Here is a 19,938-nt window from a genome sequence, read left to right on the forward strand (position 1 = left end):
CGGCAGCGGCTTTCGCCGCCGCCGGGATATTCAGACCGATACGCGATCTCAGCCCTTGAGGACTTCGACCAGCGTCTTGCCGAGCTGCGCCGGCGACGGCGACACGCGAATGCCGGCCGATTCCATGGCAGCAATCTTGTCTTCCGCGCCGCCCTTGCCGCCGGAGATCACGGCGCCAGCATGGCCCATGGTGCGTCCGGCAGGAGCCGTACGGCCAGCGATGAAGCCGACCATCGGCTTCTTGCGACCGCGCTTGGCTTCGTCCTTGAGGAACTGAGCCGCATCTTCTTCAGCCGAACCGCCGATTTCACCGATCATGACGATCGACTTGGTTTCGTCGTCGGCCAGGAACATTTCCAGCACGTCGATGAACTCGGTGCCCTTGACCGGATCGCCGCCGATACCGACAGCGGTGGTCTGGCCGAGGCCTTCGTTCGAGGTCTGGAACACTGCTTCATAGGTAAGCGTGCCGGAACGGGAAACAACACCCACCGAACCCTTCTTGAAGATATTGCCCGGCATGATGCCGATCTTGCATTCTTCAGGGGTCAGGATGCCCGGGCAGTTCGGTCCGAGCAGGCGCGACTTCGAGCGTTCCAGACGCTCCTTGACGCGAACCATGTCCATGACCGGAATACCTTCGGTGATGCAGACGATGAACGGGATTTCAGCTTCGATGGCTTCGATGATCGCATCGGCAGCACCTGCTGGCGGAACGTAGATCACCGATGCGTCTGCACCTGTGCGTTCCTTGGCTTCGGCAACGGTTGCGAAGATCGGAAGCTTTTCGCCCTTCTGGCCTTCCCAGGTTTCGCCACCCTTCTTCGGGTGGATACCGCCGACCATCTGCGTGCCGTAGTAGGCAAGCGCCTGTTCGGTGTGGAAGGTGCCGGTCTTGCCGGTCAGGCCCTGTACGAGAACCTTGGTGTCCTTGTTGACGAGAATGGACATGCCTTAATTCCCCTTCACTGCAGCGACGATCTTCTGCGCCGCATCGTCGAGATCGTCGGCCGAAATGACGTTCAGGCCGCTCTCGTTGATGATCTTCTTGCCGAGTTCGACATTGGTGCCTTCGAGACGGACAACCAGAGGAACCTTGAGGCCGACTTCCTTGACCGCGGCGATCACGCCTTCGGCAATGACGTCGCACTTCATGATGCCACCGAAGATGTTGACCAGAATGCCCTGGACAGCCGGATCAGCGGTGATGATCTTGAACGCAGCCGTCACCTTCTCCTTGGAAGCGCCGCCACCAACGTCGAGGAAGTTGGCAGGTTCGGCACCGTAGAGCTTGATGATGTCCATCGTCGCCATGGCAAGGCCTGCGCCGTTGACCATGCAGCCGATATTGCCGTCGAGAGCGACGTAAGCGAGATCGTACTTGGAAGCTTCGATCTCTTTTTCGTCTTCTTCCGACAGATCGCGCAGTTCCTGAATGTCAGGATGACGGAACAGCGCATTGCCGTCGAACGATACCTTGGCGTCGAGAACGCGCACGCGGCCATCGGTCATGACGATCAGCGGGTTGATCTCGAGAAGGCTCATGTCCTTTTCGGTGAACGCCTTGTAGAGGATCGGGAACAGCTTGACGCCGTCTTCGCGAGCCTGACCTTCAAGCTTCAGCGCGTCGGCGAGCTTGCTGGCGTCTTCGTCCGTTACGCCCTTGGCCGGATCGATGGCGACAGTCACGATCTTTTCAGGGGTTTCTTCGGCAACGGCTTCGATGTCCATGCCGCCTTCGGTCGAAACGACAAAAGCCGGACGACCAACGGTGCGGTCGATCAGGATCGAGAGATAAAGCTCGCGATCGATGTCGGCGCCGTCTTCGATGTAAAGACGGTTGACCTGCTTGCCGGCAGGGCCGGTCTGCTTGGTGACGAGCGTGTTGCCGAGCATTTCCTTCGCATTGGCAACCACTTCCTCAACCGACTTGGCGAGGCGCACGCCGCCCTTTGCATCGGCTGGCAGTTCCTTGAACTTGCCCTTGCCGCGTCCACCAGCATGGATCTGGCTCTTGACGACATAAAGCGGTCCGGGAAGCGTCTTTGCCCATTCTTCCGCCTGTTCGACGGAATAGACAGCCACACCATTGGCGATCGGTGCGCCGTAGGTGTGAAGCAGGCGCTTGGCCTGGTATTCGTGAATATTCATCTGGTTGTCCTCTACGGATTCCCGACCGATTCAGCGAGCCGGTACGGCCCGAATCTTCGACCGATAATTGACAGCCGGAAAAGGCCGGAGCCGCACAAATGCGACAACCCGGCCTTGTCTGGAATTTTACTTCAGCGACGGAGCGATGCCGATGCAGGCTTCGCAAAGACCGGCGACCGAAGCCACCGACTTGTCGAATTCAGCCTTTTCGTTCTTGTCGAGATCAATTTCAATGATGCGCTCGACGCCATTGGCACCGATCACGGTCGGCACGCCGACATACATGTCCTTGACGCCGTACTGGCCCGTAAGCTGGGCAGCAACCGGCAGGACGCGCTTCTTGTCCTTGAGGTAGGATTCAGCCATCTGGATGGCCGATGCAGCCGGAGCGTAGAAAGCCGAACCGGTCTTGAGCAGGCCGACGATTTCCGCGCCGCCGTCACGGGTGCGCTGGATGATCTTGTCGAGCTTGTCCTGGCTGGTCCAGCCCATCTTGACGAGATCAGGGAGCGGGATGCCGGCAACGGTCGAGTAACGGGCCAGCGGAACCATGCTGTCGCCGTGGCCGCCCAGCACGAATGCCGTGACGTCTTCAACCGAAACGTTGAACTCTTCCGAGAGGAAATAACGGAAGCGGGCGCTGTCGAGAACGCCAGCCATGCCGACAACCTTGTGCGCCGGAAGACCGGAGAACTTCTGCAGCGCCCAGACCATGGCGTCCAGCGGGTTGGTGATGCAGATGACGAAAGCTTCAGGGGCGTATTTCTTGATACCTGCGCCAACCTGTTCCATCACCTTGAGGTTGATGCCCAGAAGGTCGTCGCGGCTCATGCCCGGCTTGCGCGGCACGCCTGCGGTCACGATGACAACGTCTGCGCCTTCAATTGCTGCGTAGTCGTTGGCGCCGGTGTATTTCGCATCAAAACCGTCAACCGGAGAAGATTCGGCGATATCCAGTCCCTTACCCTGCGGGATGCCTTCCGCAATGTCGAAAAGGACGACGTCGCCGAGTTCCTTCAGACCAGCCAGATGGGCGAGCGTGCCGCCGATCATGCCGGAGCCGATGAGGGCAATCTTGTTGCGTGCCATGATTGTTTCTTTCCTCACTTTTGATCCAGAGACGCATCAAGCCATCCGGAATCCTCGCCGGAAACGCTCAAGCGTTGGAACTGCGAGATAGGACTCTTTGGCGATAAACTCAACTCATTATTTTGCGACTAATGTTTTCAATCGGTTAGAATTAATGGTTCTTACGTAAACGTAAGATAATTTGTCAATATCAAGGCAAAACCACCCTCTCCTACCGCCGCGAACCATCCCCGGCGAAGCGGTGAAGGAGCGACTGGCAAGCTGCCAATTCCAACAACGTTGTGCACCTGTTCAAAACCGGCCCCGATTTAAAACTGATGCCGTATCAGAAGTCCGGCACGAACGCGCCACCGCCTTCCGCATGAATTGCGTGAGCAACATAGCCCACCGGGCTTATAAGTCCAGTCTGGGGCAGTCTGATGATGGGGCAGTCTGATGATGATAGCGGGAAGGGTCGACTTCAACCGGCCTTGCCGGGTGGCTCCGCCAGATAGTCCGCGCTCTGCATCTCGAAAAGACGGGAAGCGGTACGATCGAACTCGAAGGCCTCCGTGCCCTTGCTGGCGAGATAAAGCTTTTCCGGTTGGGCTTCAGCCGAAATGAACACCCGCGCGTGGTGATCGTAGAGTACGTCGACCAGCAGAATGAAGCGCTTGGCCTCGTTGCGGCGTGAATAGTCCAACACCGGAACATCATCGATGAACAAGGTCGGATAGTGCTTCACGATGGCGATATAGTCCGAGGCACCAAGCGGCTTCGAACAGAGCGCATCGAAAGTGAAGCGCGCCGCACCATGCACGGCACGGGCGACCTCGATGTCGCGCCCCTTGATGCGGATGACATCCGGCTTTTCATGCGCACCGTCCTTTTGCGCCACCCAGGCCGCCTCCATGCGCTTGGTCGTCTCAGAACCCAGCGGTGATAGATAGACCGGCTGGCGGTCGAGCTTTTCGAGGCGGTAATCGGTGCGCGAATCGAGATTGATCACATCGACATGCTGCTTGAGAATATCGATGAAGGGCAGGAAAAGCTGCCGGTTCAGTCCGTCGCGATAAAGATTGTCCGGCGCAACGTTGGACGTCGCCACCAACACCACTCCACGCGCGAACAAGGCGCTGAACAGGCGCGACAGGATCATCGCATCGGCAATATCCGTCACGGTGAATTCGTCGAAACACAGCACCCACGCCTGTTGACTCAAGGCATCGGCGACCGGCGGGATCGGATCGTCCTGCTTGGTCTCGCCACGCTTCAACGCCTGACGATGCGCATAGATGCGCTCGTGCACATCGGCCATAAAATCATTGAAATGTGCACGGCGTTTGCGTTCCACCGGAAGAAGCGAAAAGAACATGTCCATCAGCATGGTCTTGCCGCGCCCGACCTCGCCGTGCACGTAAAGCCCCTTGATGACGCTCGTTGCCTCCTTGCGCTTGCCGAACAGCCAGCCGAGCGCGCTCGACTTGCGTGACAGGCGTTTGGTGCAGATTTCCTCGATCAGCCGGTCATAACGGACGGTGAGTTCGAGTTGAGCAGGATCGGCTTCCACATCACCCGCCACGACCATCGCATCGTAATGTTCGCGGACGGAGGGGAAGGCTTTCAGATTACCGTCGAAAGACATGATTGCTTCCGTTCAACCTTTCAATTGCAAAAACGGCGGACCATCTCGCGATGATCCGCCTGTCTTTAAGCGAAAGAATGTCTTAGCGCGAAAGCGACACGGCCTGCCCGCCTGAAGTCTGTCCGTCGAAGCGGCTCTGTCCCGAAGAATAGAGCGACGCGACGGTGCCGCCATTCGCATCATAGAGAACGAGCTGCTTGCCGTTGACGGCCCAGGAAGCGAGATTGCCGAGTTCGCCCGGGCAACGCAGCGGACCAGCGCGGTAGCCCTGACCATATTTGGTCTGCGGCGTCGCGATCTTGCAGCTCTGGCCGCCAAGCGATGCGTTCCAGACACCGGCGACGGAGCCTGGCGTCAGATCAGGCGCGGATGCCGGCGGCAGGCTTGCAACCTGTGTGCCGGGCTGTGCATTCGGGTCCGTGGTCGGAGCCGTCGGGAACTGCGAAGCATTAGGAGAATTAAGGTTGCCCTTCTGCACCGAGCCTGCTGGAGCCGCATTCACGGGCGGCGGTGGCGGTGGTGGCGAAACCGTATCGAGATTGCCGAACCGGGAGCTCTGGCACCCGGCCAGAACAATGCCAGCCGCCGCGAGGCTGAGCAGACTTGCTTTCGAAATTCCCATCTGGTTCTCCATTTCCGCATTTCTCATCAGGGGTGGGGATGCCCCGGACTTCCTACCGAAGCCCTGCAATGTGACAATATTGGACCGATAAAATGGCTATATGGTTAAAAAAGCAACACCGGCACCTGTCATTTTTGCCCCCCAAACCCTTCAAGAATGCTTGAAACCGCTTAATAATCTTGAAACTGGGACAGGAAGGCCACAGTTTCTCCGATATTGGCGCCTGTCCTGCACGAACATCCGAGCCGCAACTTTTCGCAATCTGTCGCGGGTACTGGCAATTTGCGGGCTTTTCCGCCATATAGACGCTAATTGTCCCATAGGCTTTATCGACCAAAGCCACAGGAAAACGGAACCACGATAGTTATGGCCACCAAGGCAGCCTTCGCCAAGATGAACGGGCTCGGCAATCAGATCATCGTTGCCGACATGCGCGGTCGCGCGGACAGGATAACGCCTGAAGCTGCGATCCGTCTTGCAGGCGACAGCGAAACCGCCTTCGATCAGATCATGGCGATCCACGATCCGCGCACGGCGGGAACCGACAACTATATTGCGATCATCAATTGCGACGGCACGGAAGCGCAGGCTTGCGGCAACGGCACACGCTGCGTCGTTCAGGCGCTGGCCGCCGAGACCGGTCGGCAGGCCTTTACTTTTGAGACCCGCGCCGGAATTCTGACCGCGACCGAACACGAAGACGGCCTGATTTCAGTCGATATGGGCAAGCCGCGCTTCGATTGGCAGGACATTCCGCTTGCCGAGGAATTTCGCGATACGCGCATGATCGAACTGCAGGTCGGCCCCATCGACGCGCCGGTTCTGCATTCGCCGTCGGTTGCATCCATGGGCAACCCGCATGCAATCTTCTGGGTCGACCGTGATGTCTGGTCCTATGAGCTGGAAAAATTCGGACCGCTTCTGGAACATCATCCGATCTTTCCGGAGCGCGCCAATATCTCCATAGCCCATGTCACCTCGCCCGAGACAATCGATCTGCGCACATGGGAGCGCGGTGCAGGTCTGACCCGCGCCTGTGGTTCCGCCGCCTGCGCCGCCGCCGTATCGGCAGTGCGCACGCGCCGCACTGGGCGCACAGTCACTGTCAATGTTCCTGGTGGCCCGCTCAAGATCGAATGGCGCGACGACGATCATGTTATGATGACCGGCCCCGCCGAATGGGAATTTTCAGGCACTTTCGATCCTGCAACCGGCGAATGGAGCCGCGACGCCCAGAATGACAAGCCAACTGACAGGGGTGCAGCCTGATGTCGGTGGAAGTCGTAACATTCGGATGCCGTCTCAACACCTATGAATCAGAGGTGATGAAACGCGAAGCCGATGCCGCCGGACTTGGCGAATTGAAGGATGGCGCGATCATCTTCAACACCTGCGCCGTGACGGCAGAAGCCGTGCGACAGGCGCGTCAGGCGATCCGCAAGGCCCGCCGTGAAAACCCGGAAGCGCGCATCATCGTCACCGGCTGCGCCGCACAGACCGAAGCGGACAATTTTGCCGCCATGGACGAAGTCGACCTCATTCTTGGCAATGAGGAAAAACTGAAATCCAATTCCTACCGGATGCTGCCGGATTTCGGCGTCAACCAGTTCGAGAAGGTCCGCGTCAACGACATTATGGAAGTGCGCGAAACCGCAAGCCATATGGTCGATGCCATCGAAGGTCGCGCGCGCGCTTTCGTGCAGGTGCAGAATGGCTGCGATCATCGCTGCACCTTCTGCATCATTCCCTATGGTCGCGGTAATTCCCGCTCCGTTCCGATGGGCGCGGTGGTGGATCAGGTCAAGCGCCTTGTCGGCAACGGTTATGCCGAAGTGGTGCTGACCGGCGTGGACATGACTTCCTATGGTCCCGATCTTCCGGGAAGCCTGCGTCTCGGCAAACTGGTGAAGACTGTTCTCACTCAGGTGCCGGATCTGCAGCGCCTGCGTCTTTCCTCCATCGATTCCATCGAGGCCGATGACGATCTGATGGATACGATTGCCAATGAAAAGCGCCTGATGCCGCATCTGCATCTGTCACTGCAGGCGGGCGACGACATGATCCTAAAGCGCATGAAGCGCCGCCACTTACGCGACGATTCGATCCGCTTCTGCGAAACGGTGCGTTCTCTGCGTCCAGACATCGTCTTCGGCGCGGACATCATCGCCGGTTTCCCCACCGAAACCGAAGACATGTTCCGGAATTCGCTGAAGATCGTCGAGGAATGCGGACTGTCCCACCTGCACGTCTTCCCCTACAGTGCGCGCGAAGGCACCCCCGCCGCCCGTATGCCGCAGGTGCGGCGCGAAATCGTCAAGGAACGTGCAGCACGCCTGCGCGCGGAAGGCGACCGCGCTTATGAAAAACACCTCGGCGCGCTGAATGGCACCTTGCAGCGCCTTCTCGTCGAGAAGGAAGGTATTGCGCGCACCGAAGGCTTTACACTGGCATCGGTGGACGGCGGTGCACCGGGCGAAATCATCGAACGTATCGTGACAGGCCATGACGGTGAAAAACTCCTCACCCGTCAGGCAGAGCCGCAAGCGGCTTAAAGCTTAAGGGCACCAGATTTCATGGCAATGGGTTTCATCAAGAAAATGTTCTCCTTCGGCAAGAAGGAGGTCGAAGAAAAACCAGTCGAACAACCGGCTCCCGATGCCGTGGAAACGGCTTTAGAAACGCAACTTCCTGAAACCGTCGAAGCGCCCAAAGAAATCGAAACAGCCGTCGTTGAAGTGGTCGTTTCCGAACCGGAAGTGCCAGTGATCGCCAGCGAGCCTGAGCCGATTGAAGAGCCTGCGTCTGAAACGGTTGAGGAAGAAAAGACTGAACCGGAGCATCCGGTTGCCGAGATCGAAATCCCGATTGAACAGCCTCCGGTGATGGAACCAATCGCGGTCGAAGCACCTGCGCCAGAGCCGGTTATTGAACCCGTTGTCGAGCCTGTTGTCGAGCCCGAGGCGGAACCCGCTGTCGAACTCGAACAGCCCGAAGTTGCAAAAGCTCCTGATGCACCTGTAGTAGAGGAAGCGGTCGAACCAACACCTCAGCCGGAGCCGGTGAAGCCCAAGAAGGTGAAAGTCGCCAAGGCCGTCGAGGAACATAAGGAAGAAGCGCCGGTTGAGGCAGCGCCTCAGCCAAAGCTGTCCTGGTTCGAGCGTCTGCGTCGCGGCCTGCTCCGTTCATCGAATTCATTGAGCGAATCCATCGGCGGCATTTTCACCAAGCGCAAGCTCGATGATGACACGCTGCAGGATCTCGAGGACGTGCTGATCCAGGCTGATCTCGGGCTTGAAACCGCCATGCGCGTGACCGATGCACTTGCCTCGGGTCGTTACGGTAAGGACGTGACGGGCGAGGAAGTGCGCACCATCATGGGCGCGGAAATCGAAAAAGTTCTAGGCCCGGTAGCAAAGCCGCTGGAGCTTGACCTGTCACACAAGCCGCATGTCATCCTCGTGGTCGGCGTCAACGGCACCGGCAAGACCACCACAATCGGCAAGCTTGCCGCAAAGCTTACCGCAGGCGGCCTCAAGGTCATGCTGGCGGCAGGCGATACATTCCGCGCCGCAGCAATCGAGCAGTTGCACATCTGGGGCGAACGCACCGGTTCGCCAGTTGTCTCCTCCAAGCTCGGCGCCGATGCGGCCGGGCTTGCCTATGACGCATGGGAAAAGGCCAAGGAAGCGGGCAGCGACGTCCTCATCATCGATACGGCAGGACGGTTGCAGAACAAGGCCGAACTGATGGACGAGCTTGCAAAGATCGTGCGTGTGCTGGGCAAGCATGATCCGGAAGCACCGCATACCGTCTTGCAGACACTCGATGCCACCACCGGCCAGAATGCCCTTAATCAGGTCGAAATCTTCAAGAATATTGCCGGTGTCAACGGTCTGGTCATGACCAAGCTTGACGGCACGGCACGGGGCGGCATTCTTGTCGCCATCTCGGCCAAGCATAAACTGCCGATCTATTTCATCGGTGTCGGCGAAGGTGTCGACGATCTGGAACCCTTTGCGGCCAAGGATTTTGCCCGCGCCATCGCAGGAGTTGCCTGATGGAGCATCCCGTTTTCGAACGCGATCCGTCACAGAAAAGCGAAGCCGAACGCCGGGAAGTCCCGCCGCTGCTCAAGCTTGCGCTGGAGCTGGGGCCGCTTCTTGTCTTCTTCTTTGCCAATGCGCGTGGCGAAATGCTGATCGAGCGTTTTCCGGTGCTGGCGTCCATCGGCGCACCGATCTTTCTGGCAACGGCGCTATTCATGGGCGCAACCGTAATCGCGCTCGCCATTTCATGGACAATGACGCGCACCCTGCCCATCATGCCGCTTGTCTCCGGCATTGTCGTATTGGTGTTCGGAGCGCTGACGCTCTGGCTGCACAACGACACCTTCATCAAGATGAAGCCGACTATCGTCAACACGCTGTTTGGTGCGATCCTGCTCGGCGGGCTCTTCTTCGGCAAGTCCCTGCTCGGCTATGTGTTTGATTCAGCCTTCCGTCTCGATGCCGAAGGCTGGCGAAAGCTGACGCTGCGCTGGGGTCTGTTCTTCATTTTCCTCGCCGTGGTCAACGAAGTTGTCTGGCGGAATTTCTCAACCGATGCCTGGGTATCGTTCAAGGTGTGGGGCATTATGCCCATCACCATTGTCTTCACGCTTTTACAAATGCCGCTTATCCAGAAGCATTCACTGACGGAAGACAACAAGACCGCATCCTAATAAAAGGAAGGACGCCATGAACAGCATCGCACCACGGCTTGAAATCGAACAGTTCATCTGCCGCAGCGACAATTATGGCGTCCTTATCCACGATCCCCAAAGTGCACTGACAGCATCCATCGATGCACCCGATGCAGCGGCAATAGAAGCGGCGCTGAAGCGACGCGGCTGGACGCTCGATTTCATCTTCACCACGCACCACCATCTCGACCACGTCGAGGGCAACGAAGCGTTGAAAGCGAAATACGGGGTCAGCATCATCGGCCCCAAGGCCGAAGAAACAAAGATTCCCGGTATCGACCGGACCGTTAAGGACGGAGACGAATTCACCTTCGGTCTCTTCCGGGTGAAAGTCATCGCGACACCCGGTCATACGGCGGGCGAAGTGTCCTATTATCTTCCCGATGCGAAAGCCGTCTTCACGGGCGATACGCTGTTCGCACTGGGCTGCGGACGGCTTTTCGAGGGAACGCCGCTCACCATGTTCCAGTCATTGCAGAAGCTGGTTGCGCTTCCCGGCGACACGGCGGTTTATTGCGGCCATGAATATACCGAAAGCAATGCCCGCTTTGCGCTCACCATCGACCCGGCCAATTCCGCACTCAAGGAACGCGCCGCCGAGATCGCACGGCTTCGCGCCGCCGATCGCATGACATTGCCGTCAAGCATTGCGCTTGAAATGGCGACCAATCCCTTCCTGCGCTGGCATGATGCAGGCATTCGCAGCCGCCTCGGCCTGCAGGATGCACCCGACGAAGCCGTGTTTGCCGAAATCCGCAAGCGCAAGGATATGTTCTGACATATGCTATTGCTATTTGAGAGCGCGAATCGTTCCACAGTTCGAGGATAGAAGAATGACGGTGTTTTCCCGTTTCAAGATTGCAGGCTGCGCCGTTTTCCTCGGCCTTTCCCTTATCGTCCTGCCCGTTTCCACCGGCGTCGCGTTTGCCGACGATCTGCTTGATGTCGCGCCGAAACAGACGCCTGCCGAAATCAACAATTTCAAGCTGAGCGAAGATTTCCTGTCGCGCATGGAAAAAGTGCAAGAACAGCTGGGCGGTATGGAACTTTCAGCGACGGAAGAGGAAGGACAGGATGCCACGCCTTCCTTCGACAAGATGGTGAAAAGCGTCGAATCCCGTCCGCAGGTCGTGGAAGTGCTCAAGGCCCAGAACATCACGCCGTCCGATTATATTCTCGGCTATTTCGCCCTGATGAGCAGCCTTGCAGCAGCTGATGCCGAAAGCGAGCCGCAGTTGGTGGATGAGTTGAAGGACATCAATCCCGAACATCTTGCTTTCGGCAAGCAATATAGTGAACGCATCCGCGTTCTGATCGGCGAGTAACACGGCTCGAAGGAAAAGACGCGAACCGGCGGTTTCGCCGGTTCTTTTGTTTTATCGCACCGGTTGCCTCAGAAGCCGTAACGCATTGATCGTCACGAGAACGGTGGCACCTGTATCGGCCAGAATTGCGGGCCAGAGGCCTGTAATACCCAGCACGGTGGTCACCAGAAAGACAGCCTTCAATCCGAGCGCTATGGCAATATTCTGATGGATATTGCGCATGGTTCGCTTGGAAAGGTCGACCATCGCTGCCACATCGCCAACCCGGCCATGCAGAACCGCAGCGTCTGCCGTTTCCAGCGCCACATCCGTGCCGCCACCCATGGCGATGCCGACATCGGCTGCAGCAAGGGCTGGCGCATCGTTGATGCCGTCACCAACCTTGGCGACGATCAGACCTTCTTTACGCAACTCGCCGACAATACGCTGCTTGTCTTCCGGCAGAAGCTCGGCCCGCACTTCGATCCCGAGATCGCGTCCGATTGCTTCCGCCGTGCGGCGATTGTCACCGGTCAGCATGACGGTGCGAATATTGGCCGCTTTCAATTCCTGCAAACCGGCAATGGCATCAGCGCGCGGTTCATCACGCATGGCGATTGCACCCGCAATCTTGCCATTGGCGACAAGGACAGAAACGGTCTTGCCTTCGTCGTTGCAGGCGGCAATGCGGCTCGCCAGTGCATCCGGAATGGCCGCAATATCATTGGCGGCGCGGCGCGACCCCAGAAACAGGTCCATTTCGCCAACCGCCCCAGACACACCCTTGCCGCCATGGGCCTTGCCCTGCGTGATGACAGACAGTTTCAGGCTGCGCTGTTCTGCAGCACCGACAATCGCCAGCGCCAGCGGATGGCTTGAGCCCGCATCCAGGGACGCGGCAAGACGCAGCACTTCATCCTCGGACAAGTCGCCTGCAAGAACATCTGTCACCTTCGGCTTGCCTTCTGTCAGCGTGCCGGTCTTGTCGAAACAGGCCGCCGTGATCTTGCCGATGGTTTCCAGCACAGCGCCCCCCTTCATGAGAAGGCCGCGCCGGGCACCCGACGACAGAGCCGCTGCAATTGCAGCAGGCGTGGAAATGACCAGCGCACAGGGGCAACCGATCAGAAGGATCGCAAGACCCTTGTAAACCCATTCATTCCAGTCACCACCCGCAACAAGCGGCGGCAGAATGGCGACGAGCGCCGCCACAACCACAACGCCCGGCGTGTAATAGGTCGAGAAACGATTGATGAAACGTTCGGTCGGCGCCTTGGCTTCCTGCGCTTCCTCGACCAGCCGCACAACCCGGGCGATGGTGTTGTCCTGCGCGGCAGCCGTGACCCGGACCCGCAACACACCATCACCATTGATCGTGCCAGCAAAAACCGTGTCGCCCTCAGCCTTCCCGACCGGAGTGCTTTCACCGGTGACCGGTGCTTCATCGACAGCGCTCTCGCCCGTCAGGATTTCACCATCCGCAGGCATACGGTCGCCGGGGCGCACGGAAATCACATCGCCGACCGCCAGACTGTCGGCGGCAACTTCCGTGGTCGCACCATTTCTCTCAAGGAAGGCAGTCTTCGGCACCAGCGCAGTCAGGGATTGAATGCTGGCACGCGCCTTACCTGCAGCAACGCCTTCCAAAAGCTCACCGACCAGAAACAGAAAAACGACGGCTGCAGCTTCCTCGGTTGCGCCGATAAACATTGCGCCGATGGCGGCAATCGTCATCAGCATCTCGATGGAGAATGGCGTGCCGTTGATGGCTGCCATATAGGCACGCTTGGCAATCGGCACGAGACCGATCAGCATCGCAGCCGTGAAGGCCCAAAGCGCGATGGACGGATAAAGATGTCCGACAATATAGGCCGCGACCAGCCCGCCGCCACAGGCCAGCATCATCTGACCCTTTTTCGAACGCCACCACGGCTGTGGCTTTGTCGGCCCGGTCGCCTTTGGTGCAGAACCGGCACCGGGGACAACGGTTTTGGCAAGGGCAGTCTTGTAGCCCAGCGCCGTCACTTTGCCGGCGATTTCGTCGCTCTTCGCCGTTCCATCATGATTGACGGTCATTGCGCCATTGGTCACGGAAACGGACACATCCGTCACGCCGGACAGGCGCCGTACCGCAGTATCGATCTTGGCCGCACAGGATGCGCAATCCATGCCATCGACCTGAAAGCGGAAACTGTTGGACGTTACGGCAATAACCTTGTCGTGGGCTTCATGATTGTGTTCATGGGCGTGATCGTGATGATCATGATGGCCGCCGCACGCGCTGTGGTCGTGGTCGTGGTCGTGGTCGTGGTCGTGGTCGTGGTCGTGGTCGTGGTGAGAATGATCGTGCGAATGCTCATGCTTCGCCAGTGCTTTTTCCTTGACGGTTTTTTCGGGAGCCATCGGCTCCACACCATAGCCGAGGCTGCGCACCTTGCTTGCAATCTTGTCGAGATCGCCTGTTCCATCATGGCTGACGGTCATCGTGCCTGCCGTGACAGAGACGGACACATCCTCGATACCGCGCACGCGCCGCACGGCAGTATCGATCTTGGCTGCGCAGGATGCGCAATCCATACCGTCGATGCGAAAGCGAATCTGGTTCAATGTTTCACTCATGATCTGCTCTTTTCAGCACTGCTCTTGAATTGTGTTGAGCAAGGTCTACATCCTCTAGTGACTAGAGGAGCAAGCGGAAAATGATCATGAATGTATCGATCGGAGAAGCATCGAAAGCGAGCGGCGTCAAAGTGCCGACGATTCGTTATTACGAGCAGATCGGCCTGCTACCCTCACCGCCGCGCACTGATGGCAATCGCCGCCTCTATGACCGGCAGGATGTCCAGCGGCTGCTTTTCATTCGCCACGCACGCGATCTGGGTTTCGAGGTGGATGCGATCCGCACGCTTCTTGATCTTCAGGATAATCCCGACCAATCATGTTCGGCGGCCGATGCCATTGCACGCGCACGCTTGAGCGATGTCGAACACCGCATCGCAAAACTGCTCTCGCTTAAAACCGAATTGCAGCGCATGCTGGAATGCACTGCACATGGCCGCATCGACCAGTGCCGCGTGATCGAAATCCTCGGCAACCATGAGGAATGCGTGCACCCGAAGCATTAACTGGGACCGGCTGCCGGTCAGTTCACCTTGGAAAAACGGGTGGCTTCGATCTTGAGCGTGCCGATCTGCGTGCCGATTCGCGCCACCACGGGCGCATAGATGCCCGAATTGCCGAGCGATGCGAAGGAAATCGTGATCCGGCTGCGATTGCTCAGATAATCGATAGCCTTCTTGCCCTTCTGATATCCGGAAATCGGAACGAACTTTGCCGAGCAGACGACCGATTCGCCGGTAAAGCCGTCGGTCGTGAACGATTCGGTGCCATTGAAGGAAAGCTTGATCTCCGCGCGGGTCTGACCGTCGAAAACGCTCAGCGACCGGTCACAGACCGCCCGACCGTTCTTTGCAGGTATCATGAGCGCGCTCAGCGGATCGCTCACATTGAGAAGGTCCTGCGGTGATGTTTCCACCCACGGGTCGCGCTTTTTCACCGGAGGCTGGTTTTCCGCCGCGACGACATTGCCATTGGCGAAGCGGATCGTCGTGCTCTTGTTCTTGCGGCCATGCTTATAGGCGAGATCGAAGCTCTTCGGCACGACCTTGCCCCCAACGGCGCTCCCGGTAACGTGCACGGTGCCGTCCGTATCGTCGAACACACGCGCCAGACCGGAAGTCAGAAAACGGCCATTGAGATTGTAATTGGCGCCATTGACCGTGGTTTCTATGGCAGACCGCGCAATCGAAAGTCCGAAAATGGAAATATCGTATTCGGTCCGATAAAGATCGTTGGCCCTGGCCGGCCCGCTAGCAATCGTTAATCCCGCAAGGATCAGGCCCGCAAAGGTCAACACACCATAATGCGCCAGCCGCTGCCAGACGGGCTTCAACTCATGCGACGGTTCGATCATGCGCGCATTCCTTTCGCTAAAGCACGTCGTGGAAGAGAGAGACCGTTTTCCATAAAGACATGCGTAAAGACAAAAACTCAAAGCAAATTCGCTTTATCCTATCTTGCGACTTGTTTTTCGCCTGGTCGTCTCCTGATGGTTTTCAACCACATTGAAACGCCCAAAAGTTGCGTGGGATTCTTCGATACAGTATCTGTGTAAGCCAAGCAAAACTGGCGAAGTTATGATCGCAAGCTTTCGCGAAGACCGTGCGAAAGCCGGAAAACCGCGTCTTTGCGCGATGGATACGGAATCTCACTTGACTGCAACGGCTGCTGTCACTATAGAAACGCGACTTTCCCAATAGGCCGCCTGTCCGAGATCGCGCGCCAGCAGCATCAAACTGCGTTGATTGCTTGAATTCGGACATTCGGGTCGGGGCCTGAAGAACGTAATTGAAGGTGAGACCAAAATGTCCCGCGCTTGTGAATTGACCGGCAAGTCGGTCCAGTACGGCAACAATGTCAGCCACGCGAACAACAAGACGCGTCGCCGCTTTCTGCCGAACCTCTGCAATGTTACGCTGATGTCCGAAACGCTCGGCCAGAGCTATCGCCTGCGCGTTTCCGCCAACGCTCTGCGTTCGGTTGAACATCGCGGCGGTCTCGATGCGTTCCTCGTCAAGTCTGACGACAAGGAACTTTCGCAGCGCGCTCGCCTGCTGAAGCGTCAGATCGCAAAGAAGCAGGCTGAAGCAGCAGTCGCTGCCTAAGCTTCCGGCCAAAAATTTCGACAAAAAAGGCCGGCTTTTGTCGGCCTTTTTTGCTGGTTCCATCACCCAGGATAAAAAAATGTCAATCGAGACACCTTCTTATTCCCGGCTTATGCCTGCGATACTGGCCATGTGCGTGGCGGTTGCCGCGTCGAACATACTTGTCCAATATCCATTCCAGCATTTCGGCCTCGGTGAAGTGCTGACCTACGGCGCCTTCACCTACCCCATCGCCTTTCTGGTCAATGACCTGACGAATCGCCGCTTCGGCCCCGCTGCCGCGCGCAAGGTCGTCTATGCCGGTTTCGTGCTTGGCGTCATCATGTCGGTCTGGCTCGCCACGCCGCGTATCGCGATTGCCTCCGGCTCCGCCTTCCTTCTCGCACAGCTGATGGACATCACAGTCTTCGACCGCCTGCGTCGCAAGACCTGGTGGAAGGCTCCCTTTGCTGCCGCCATGTTCGGTTCGGTGCTCGATACAATCCTGTTCTTCTCGATTGCCTTCGCAGCCGGTTTCGCCTGGATCGACAGGCTGACCGGAATGCCCGATTCGTCGCTTGCCGAACCTGCATCCTTCTTCGGCCTTGGCGTGCCGCTCTGGGCCTCGCTTGCTTTCGGCGACTTCTTCGTAAAGGTCATTATGGGAACGCTGATGCTGATCCCCTATGGCGCAATCCTCGCCGTCTTTGCCCCGACGCTTTACGCGCCAAACCGGACAAACGCTGGCTGATATTCTCGAGGATTCACGATCCGTTGAACGCAACGAAAACCGGTTTTCCTCAATAAATATCCCCTGTATGAACCGCTTTCCGACAGACCGCAGCTTTTTCCTGCGGTCTTTCCTTATCGGAACGGATTTCTATATTACGTATAGAAAGCAAAAGACGCCTGAAATTATTCAAACGTCGGCTTTCCTGTTTCGGTTGACTATATTTATATTTAGGTAAGGATTGATTAGATGTCCTTGAATAAGGAAAAACTTCCACTCGTCATTATTACCGGCACAAGCTCGGGCATTGGCCTTGCCACTGCAAAAATGTTTGCCCATCGCGGTCATCCATTGCTGCTTCTGGCGCGCCGACTGGACGCGATGGAAAAGCTCAACCTGCCAGACACGCTCTGCAAATCCGTCGACGTCACTGACCGGAAGGCGCTTGTGGCAGCCGTCCAGGAAGCCGAAGCCAAGTTCGGTCCTGCCGATGCTATCATCAATAATGCCGGTGTGATGTTGCTGGGTGAAGTGAGCAAGCAGAACCCGGATGAATGGGACCGGATGCTGGAGGTCAATGTCAAAGGCCTTCTCAACGGCATTCATGCTGTCTCGGCTGGCATGGCTGCGCGCAAGCACGGCACAATCATCAACATCAGCTCGGTGGCTGGCCGCAAGACCTTCGCCAATCATGTCGCCTATGTTGGCACGAAGTTCGCCGTGCACGGCATGTCGGAAAACCTGCGCGAAGAACTTTCGCCACATAATGTCCGTGTCGTGACGATCGCGCCAGGCGCCGTGGAAACGGAACTTCTGAGCCATACCAGCGACGCCGGTATCAAGGCCGGTTACGAAGCATGGAAGAAAGAAATGGGCGCGCCTGTGCTTTCAGCCGACGATGTGGCCCGCGCCATTCTCTATGCCTATGAACAGCCCCAGGGCGTGTGCATACGCGAAATCGTTCTGGCTGCAACCAAACAGCAGGCATGAAAAAGGGCGCTTCAAGCGCCCTTTTCTATCCCTGATTTTTATCGTCCGCCAGCGCGGCGCTGTCCCCTGCCCGAGGCTGCAGCACCCTGCTCTTCGAACAGCGAGGCGAGCTGCTCCGTCATCGCGCCTGCCAGTTCTTCCGCATCAACGATGGTGACAGCACGCTGATAATAGCGCGTGACATCATGGCCGATACCGATTGCAATCAACTCCACCGGAGAGCGTGTTTCGATCTCTTCAATCACGGCGCGCAGATGGCGTTCGAGATAGTTGCCCGGATTGACGGAAAGTGTCGAATCGTCGACGGGGGCGCCGTCCGAGATCATCATCAAGATCTTGCGTTGCTCGGGACGCGCCAGCAGCCGCTGATGCGCCCAGATCAGCGCCTCACCGTCGATATTTTCCTTGAGCAGGCCTTCGCGCATCATCAAGCCGAGATTGCGCCGTGCCCGCCGCCAGGGCGCATCGGCGCTCTTGTAGACGATATGGCGCAGATCATTGAGGCGACCCGGATTGGCAGGCTTGCCGCGTCCAAGCCACGCTTCGCGTGACTGGCCACCCTTCCACGCCTTGGTGGTGAAACCGAGAATCTCCACCTTCACGCCGCAACGCTCCAGCGTGCGGGCCAGAATGTCCGCGCAGGTCGCGGCGACCGTGATCGGACGACCACGCATGGAGCCGGAATTGTCCAGAACCAGCGTCACGACCGTATCGCGAAAATCCGTATCGCGCTCCTGCTTGTAGGAAAGCGGCTGCGTCGGATCAATGACGATGCGCACCAGACGGGCCGAATCGAGATAGCCCTCTTCCAGATCGAAATCCCAGGAGCGATTCTGCTGCGCCATCAGGCGGCGCTGCAAGCGGTTGGCCAGACGCCCCACCACACCTTGCAGATTGGCAAGCTGCTTGTCGAGGAAGCTGCGAAGGCGGTCTAGTTCCGCCTCGTCGCAAAGATCAACCGCTTCAACCTCTTCATCGAACTCTCGCGTGAAGACCTTGTAGTCGACATGTTCGGCAAAATTGGCGAAAGGCTGGTTCGGACGGCGTGTATCGCCCGGCGTTTCCGCGTCGATATCGTCGCTGTCATCCATGTCGTCGGCAGAAGCATCGGCGGCGTCCATTTCGCCCTGCTCGCCTTCATCGCTCGAACTGTCGGATTCTTCGCTTTCAGCGGAATCGGAACCTTCCTGGCTCTCGTCACCACCTTCCTCGTTCTCGTCAGAATCCGGCATCTGCTCGTCGTTCTGCTCTTCTTCGTCGCTCGGTTCTTCCTGCGACAGCTCCTCCGCCATATCCATGGAGGCGAGCATGTCACGCACCGTGCGCGCAAAGGCCTGCTGGTCTTCGAGATTGTCGCCAAGCCGCGCAATGTCGGCTGCGGCCTTCTGCTCGATCCACTCGCGCCACAGCTCGAGCACCTGTCCGGCTTCGGCAGGGGCGGACCGTCCGGTCAGCTTTTCACGCAGCAGAAGCGATACGGCTTCCTCAAGCGGCGCATCTTCCTTGGCGGTAACTGCAGAGAAATTGGCTTTCGAATATTTGTCCGCAAGCATGGTGGTGAGATTATCCGCCATGCCTGCCATGGCGCGGGCGCCGATGGCTTCCACACGCGCCTGCTCGACAGCGTCGTAAATCGCGCGCGCCTGCTTTCCTTCCGGGGCAAGGGCCGCGTGAATGCGCGGATTGTGACGTGCCTGACGCAGCGCCATGGAATCGCCGAGGCCACGGGTGACGGCGATATCGTGCGCAGTCGGGCGCTTCGGCAGATCGGGAAGACGGGCGCGATTGGCGCTTAATGCCGGGCGGTCGTTGGTGAACGCCACTTCCAGCTCATGCTCACCGGAAATGGCACGGACACAAGCCGTTAGAGCGCGCTTGAACGGTTCGGAATCCACCGGCCCCGGTTTACGCTCGCGCGAATTATCGCCTATTCCTGACTTCTGGCCCGACATATGCCTATCCTGACTTCGCTTTCAAGCAAGGG

18 protein-coding genes are annotated in these 19,938 nt (G+C 58.1%); 10 read left to right on the forward strand and 8 right to left on the reverse strand.

The window, feature by feature from the left end; genetic code table 11:
• Positions 1-48: 48 nt before the first annotated feature.
• From sucD to OHI65_RS21820, 5 genes are all read right to left on the reverse strand, one after another.
• Positions 49-951, reverse strand: coding sequence for a succinate--CoA ligase subunit alpha (gene sucD / locus OHI65_RS21800; protein WP_010657593.1), 903 nt, complete (start codon positions 949-951; stop codon positions 49-51).
• A gap of 3 nt (positions 952-954) precedes the next feature.
• Positions 955-2,151: an ADP-forming succinate--CoA ligase subunit beta gene (gene sucC / locus OHI65_RS21805; protein WP_010657594.1), complete on the reverse strand. Its 1,197-nt coding sequence runs from the start codon at positions 2,149-2,151 to the stop codon at positions 955-957.
• Between the two features lie 126 nt (positions 2,152-2,277).
• On the reverse strand, positions 2,278-3,240 hold the full coding sequence (gene mdh / locus OHI65_RS21810) for a malate dehydrogenase (protein WP_010657595.1): 963 nt from the start codon (positions 3,238-3,240) through the stop codon (positions 2,278-2,280).
• A gap of 460 nt (positions 3,241-3,700) precedes the next feature.
• Positions 3,701-4,864, reverse strand: a complete 1,164-nt coding sequence (gene zapE, locus OHI65_RS21815; protein WP_012091129.1) for a cell division protein ZapE — start codon at positions 4,862-4,864, stop codon at positions 3,701-3,703.
• Between the two features lie 82 nt (positions 4,865-4,946).
• Positions 4,947-5,486, reverse strand: a complete 540-nt coding sequence (locus tag OHI65_RS21820) for a protease inhibitor Inh/omp19 family protein (protein ID WP_010657597.1) — start codon at positions 5,484-5,486, stop codon at positions 4,947-4,949.
• Positions 5,487-5,852: 366 nt separating this feature from the next.
• Here OHI65_RS21820 and dapF point away from each other — a divergent pair, with 366 nt between their 5' ends.
• The 6 genes from dapF to OHI65_RS21850 are packed head-to-tail and all read left to right on the forward strand — an operon-like array spanning position 5,853 to position 11,552.
• On the forward strand, positions 5,853-6,755 hold the full coding sequence (dapF, locus tag OHI65_RS21825) for a diaminopimelate epimerase (protein WP_125301611.1): 903 nt from the start codon (positions 5,853-5,855) through the stop codon (positions 6,753-6,755).
• A complete protein-coding gene (mtaB, locus tag OHI65_RS21830; protein ID WP_125301609.1) occupies positions 6,755-8,038 on the forward strand; it encodes a tRNA (N(6)-L-threonylcarbamoyladenosine(37)-C(2))-methylthiotransferase MtaB in 1,284 nt (427 codons plus the stop codon). Before dapF ends, mtaB begins: the two co-directional genes overlap by 1 nt.
• A gap of 21 nt (positions 8,039-8,059) precedes the next feature.
• A complete protein-coding gene (ftsY, locus tag OHI65_RS21835; protein WP_125301607.1) occupies positions 8,060-9,544 on the forward strand; it encodes a signal recognition particle-docking protein FtsY in 1,485 nt (494 codons plus the stop codon).
• Positions 9,544-10,206 (forward strand): septation protein A, encoded by a 663-nt coding sequence (locus OHI65_RS21840; protein ID WP_012091125.1) that lies wholly within the window; start codon positions 9,544-9,546, stop codon positions 10,204-10,206. Before ftsY ends, OHI65_RS21840 begins: the two co-directional genes overlap by 1 nt.
• Positions 10,207-10,222: 16 nt before the next feature.
• Positions 10,223-11,005 carry a hydroxyacylglutathione hydrolase gene (gene gloB / locus OHI65_RS21845; protein ID WP_012091124.1) on the forward strand — a complete coding sequence of 261 codons (783 nt, stop codon included), beginning with the start codon at positions 10,223-10,225 and terminating at the stop codon, positions 11,003-11,005.
• Positions 11,006-11,060: 55 nt separating this feature from the next.
• A complete protein-coding gene (locus OHI65_RS21850; RefSeq protein WP_094514488.1) occupies positions 11,061-11,552 on the forward strand; it encodes a hypothetical protein in 492 nt (163 codons plus the stop codon).
• Between the two features lie 51 nt (positions 11,553-11,603).
• On the opposite strand, the gene OHI65_RS21855 is transcribed toward OHI65_RS21850, so the two are convergent.
• Entirely contained in the window at positions 11,604-14,150 is a 2,547-nt protein-coding gene (locus tag OHI65_RS21855; protein ID WP_151688711.1) for a heavy metal translocating P-type ATPase, read from the reverse strand.
• An 80-nt stretch (positions 14,151-14,230) separates the two neighbouring features.
• On the opposite strand from OHI65_RS21855, the gene OHI65_RS21860 reads away from it, so the two are divergent.
• Positions 14,231-14,656, forward strand: coding sequence for a MerR family transcriptional regulator (locus OHI65_RS21860; protein ID WP_012091121.1), 426 nt, complete (start codon positions 14,231-14,233; stop codon positions 14,654-14,656).
• 17 nt (positions 14,657-14,673) lie between these two features.
• Here the strand turns inward: OHI65_RS21860 and OHI65_RS21865 are convergent, their stop codons facing one another.
• The gene (locus OHI65_RS21865) at positions 14,674-15,504 is read right to left on the reverse strand and encodes a DUF3108 domain-containing protein (RefSeq protein ID WP_012091120.1); all 831 of its coding nucleotides are present in this window, start codon (positions 15,502-15,504) and stop codon (positions 14,674-14,676) included.
• A gap of 451 nt (positions 15,505-15,955) precedes the next feature.
• Between OHI65_RS21865 and rpmB the strand changes: the two genes are divergently transcribed.
• From rpmB to OHI65_RS21880, 3 genes are all read left to right on the forward strand, one after another.
• On the forward strand, positions 15,956-16,255 hold the full coding sequence (gene rpmB / locus OHI65_RS21870; protein ID WP_010657607.1) for a 50S ribosomal protein L28: 300 nt from the start codon (positions 15,956-15,958) through the stop codon (positions 16,253-16,255).
• Between the two features lie 79 nt (positions 16,256-16,334).
• Positions 16,335-16,985, forward strand: a complete 651-nt coding sequence (locus OHI65_RS21875; RefSeq protein ID WP_125301603.1) for a queuosine precursor transporter — start codon at positions 16,335-16,337, stop codon at positions 16,983-16,985.
• A gap of 228 nt (positions 16,986-17,213) precedes the next feature.
• On the forward strand, positions 17,214-17,954 hold the full coding sequence (locus OHI65_RS21880; RefSeq protein WP_125301601.1) for an SDR family oxidoreductase: 741 nt from the start codon (positions 17,214-17,216) through the stop codon (positions 17,952-17,954).
• Positions 17,955-17,992: 38 nt separating this feature from the next.
• On the opposite strand, the gene cobT is transcribed toward OHI65_RS21880, so the two are convergent.
• Positions 17,993-19,906: a cobaltochelatase subunit CobT gene (cobT, locus tag OHI65_RS21885; protein WP_125301599.1), complete on the reverse strand. Its 1,914-nt coding sequence runs from the start codon at positions 19,904-19,906 to the stop codon at positions 17,993-17,995.
• Positions 19,907-19,938: the final 32 nt, after the last annotated feature.

It is taken from the genome of Brucella sp. MAB-22 (assembly GCF_025908475.1).
GTDB classification, from domain to species: domain Bacteria; phylum Pseudomonadota; class Alphaproteobacteria; order Rhizobiales; family Rhizobiaceae; genus Brucella; species Brucella anthropi.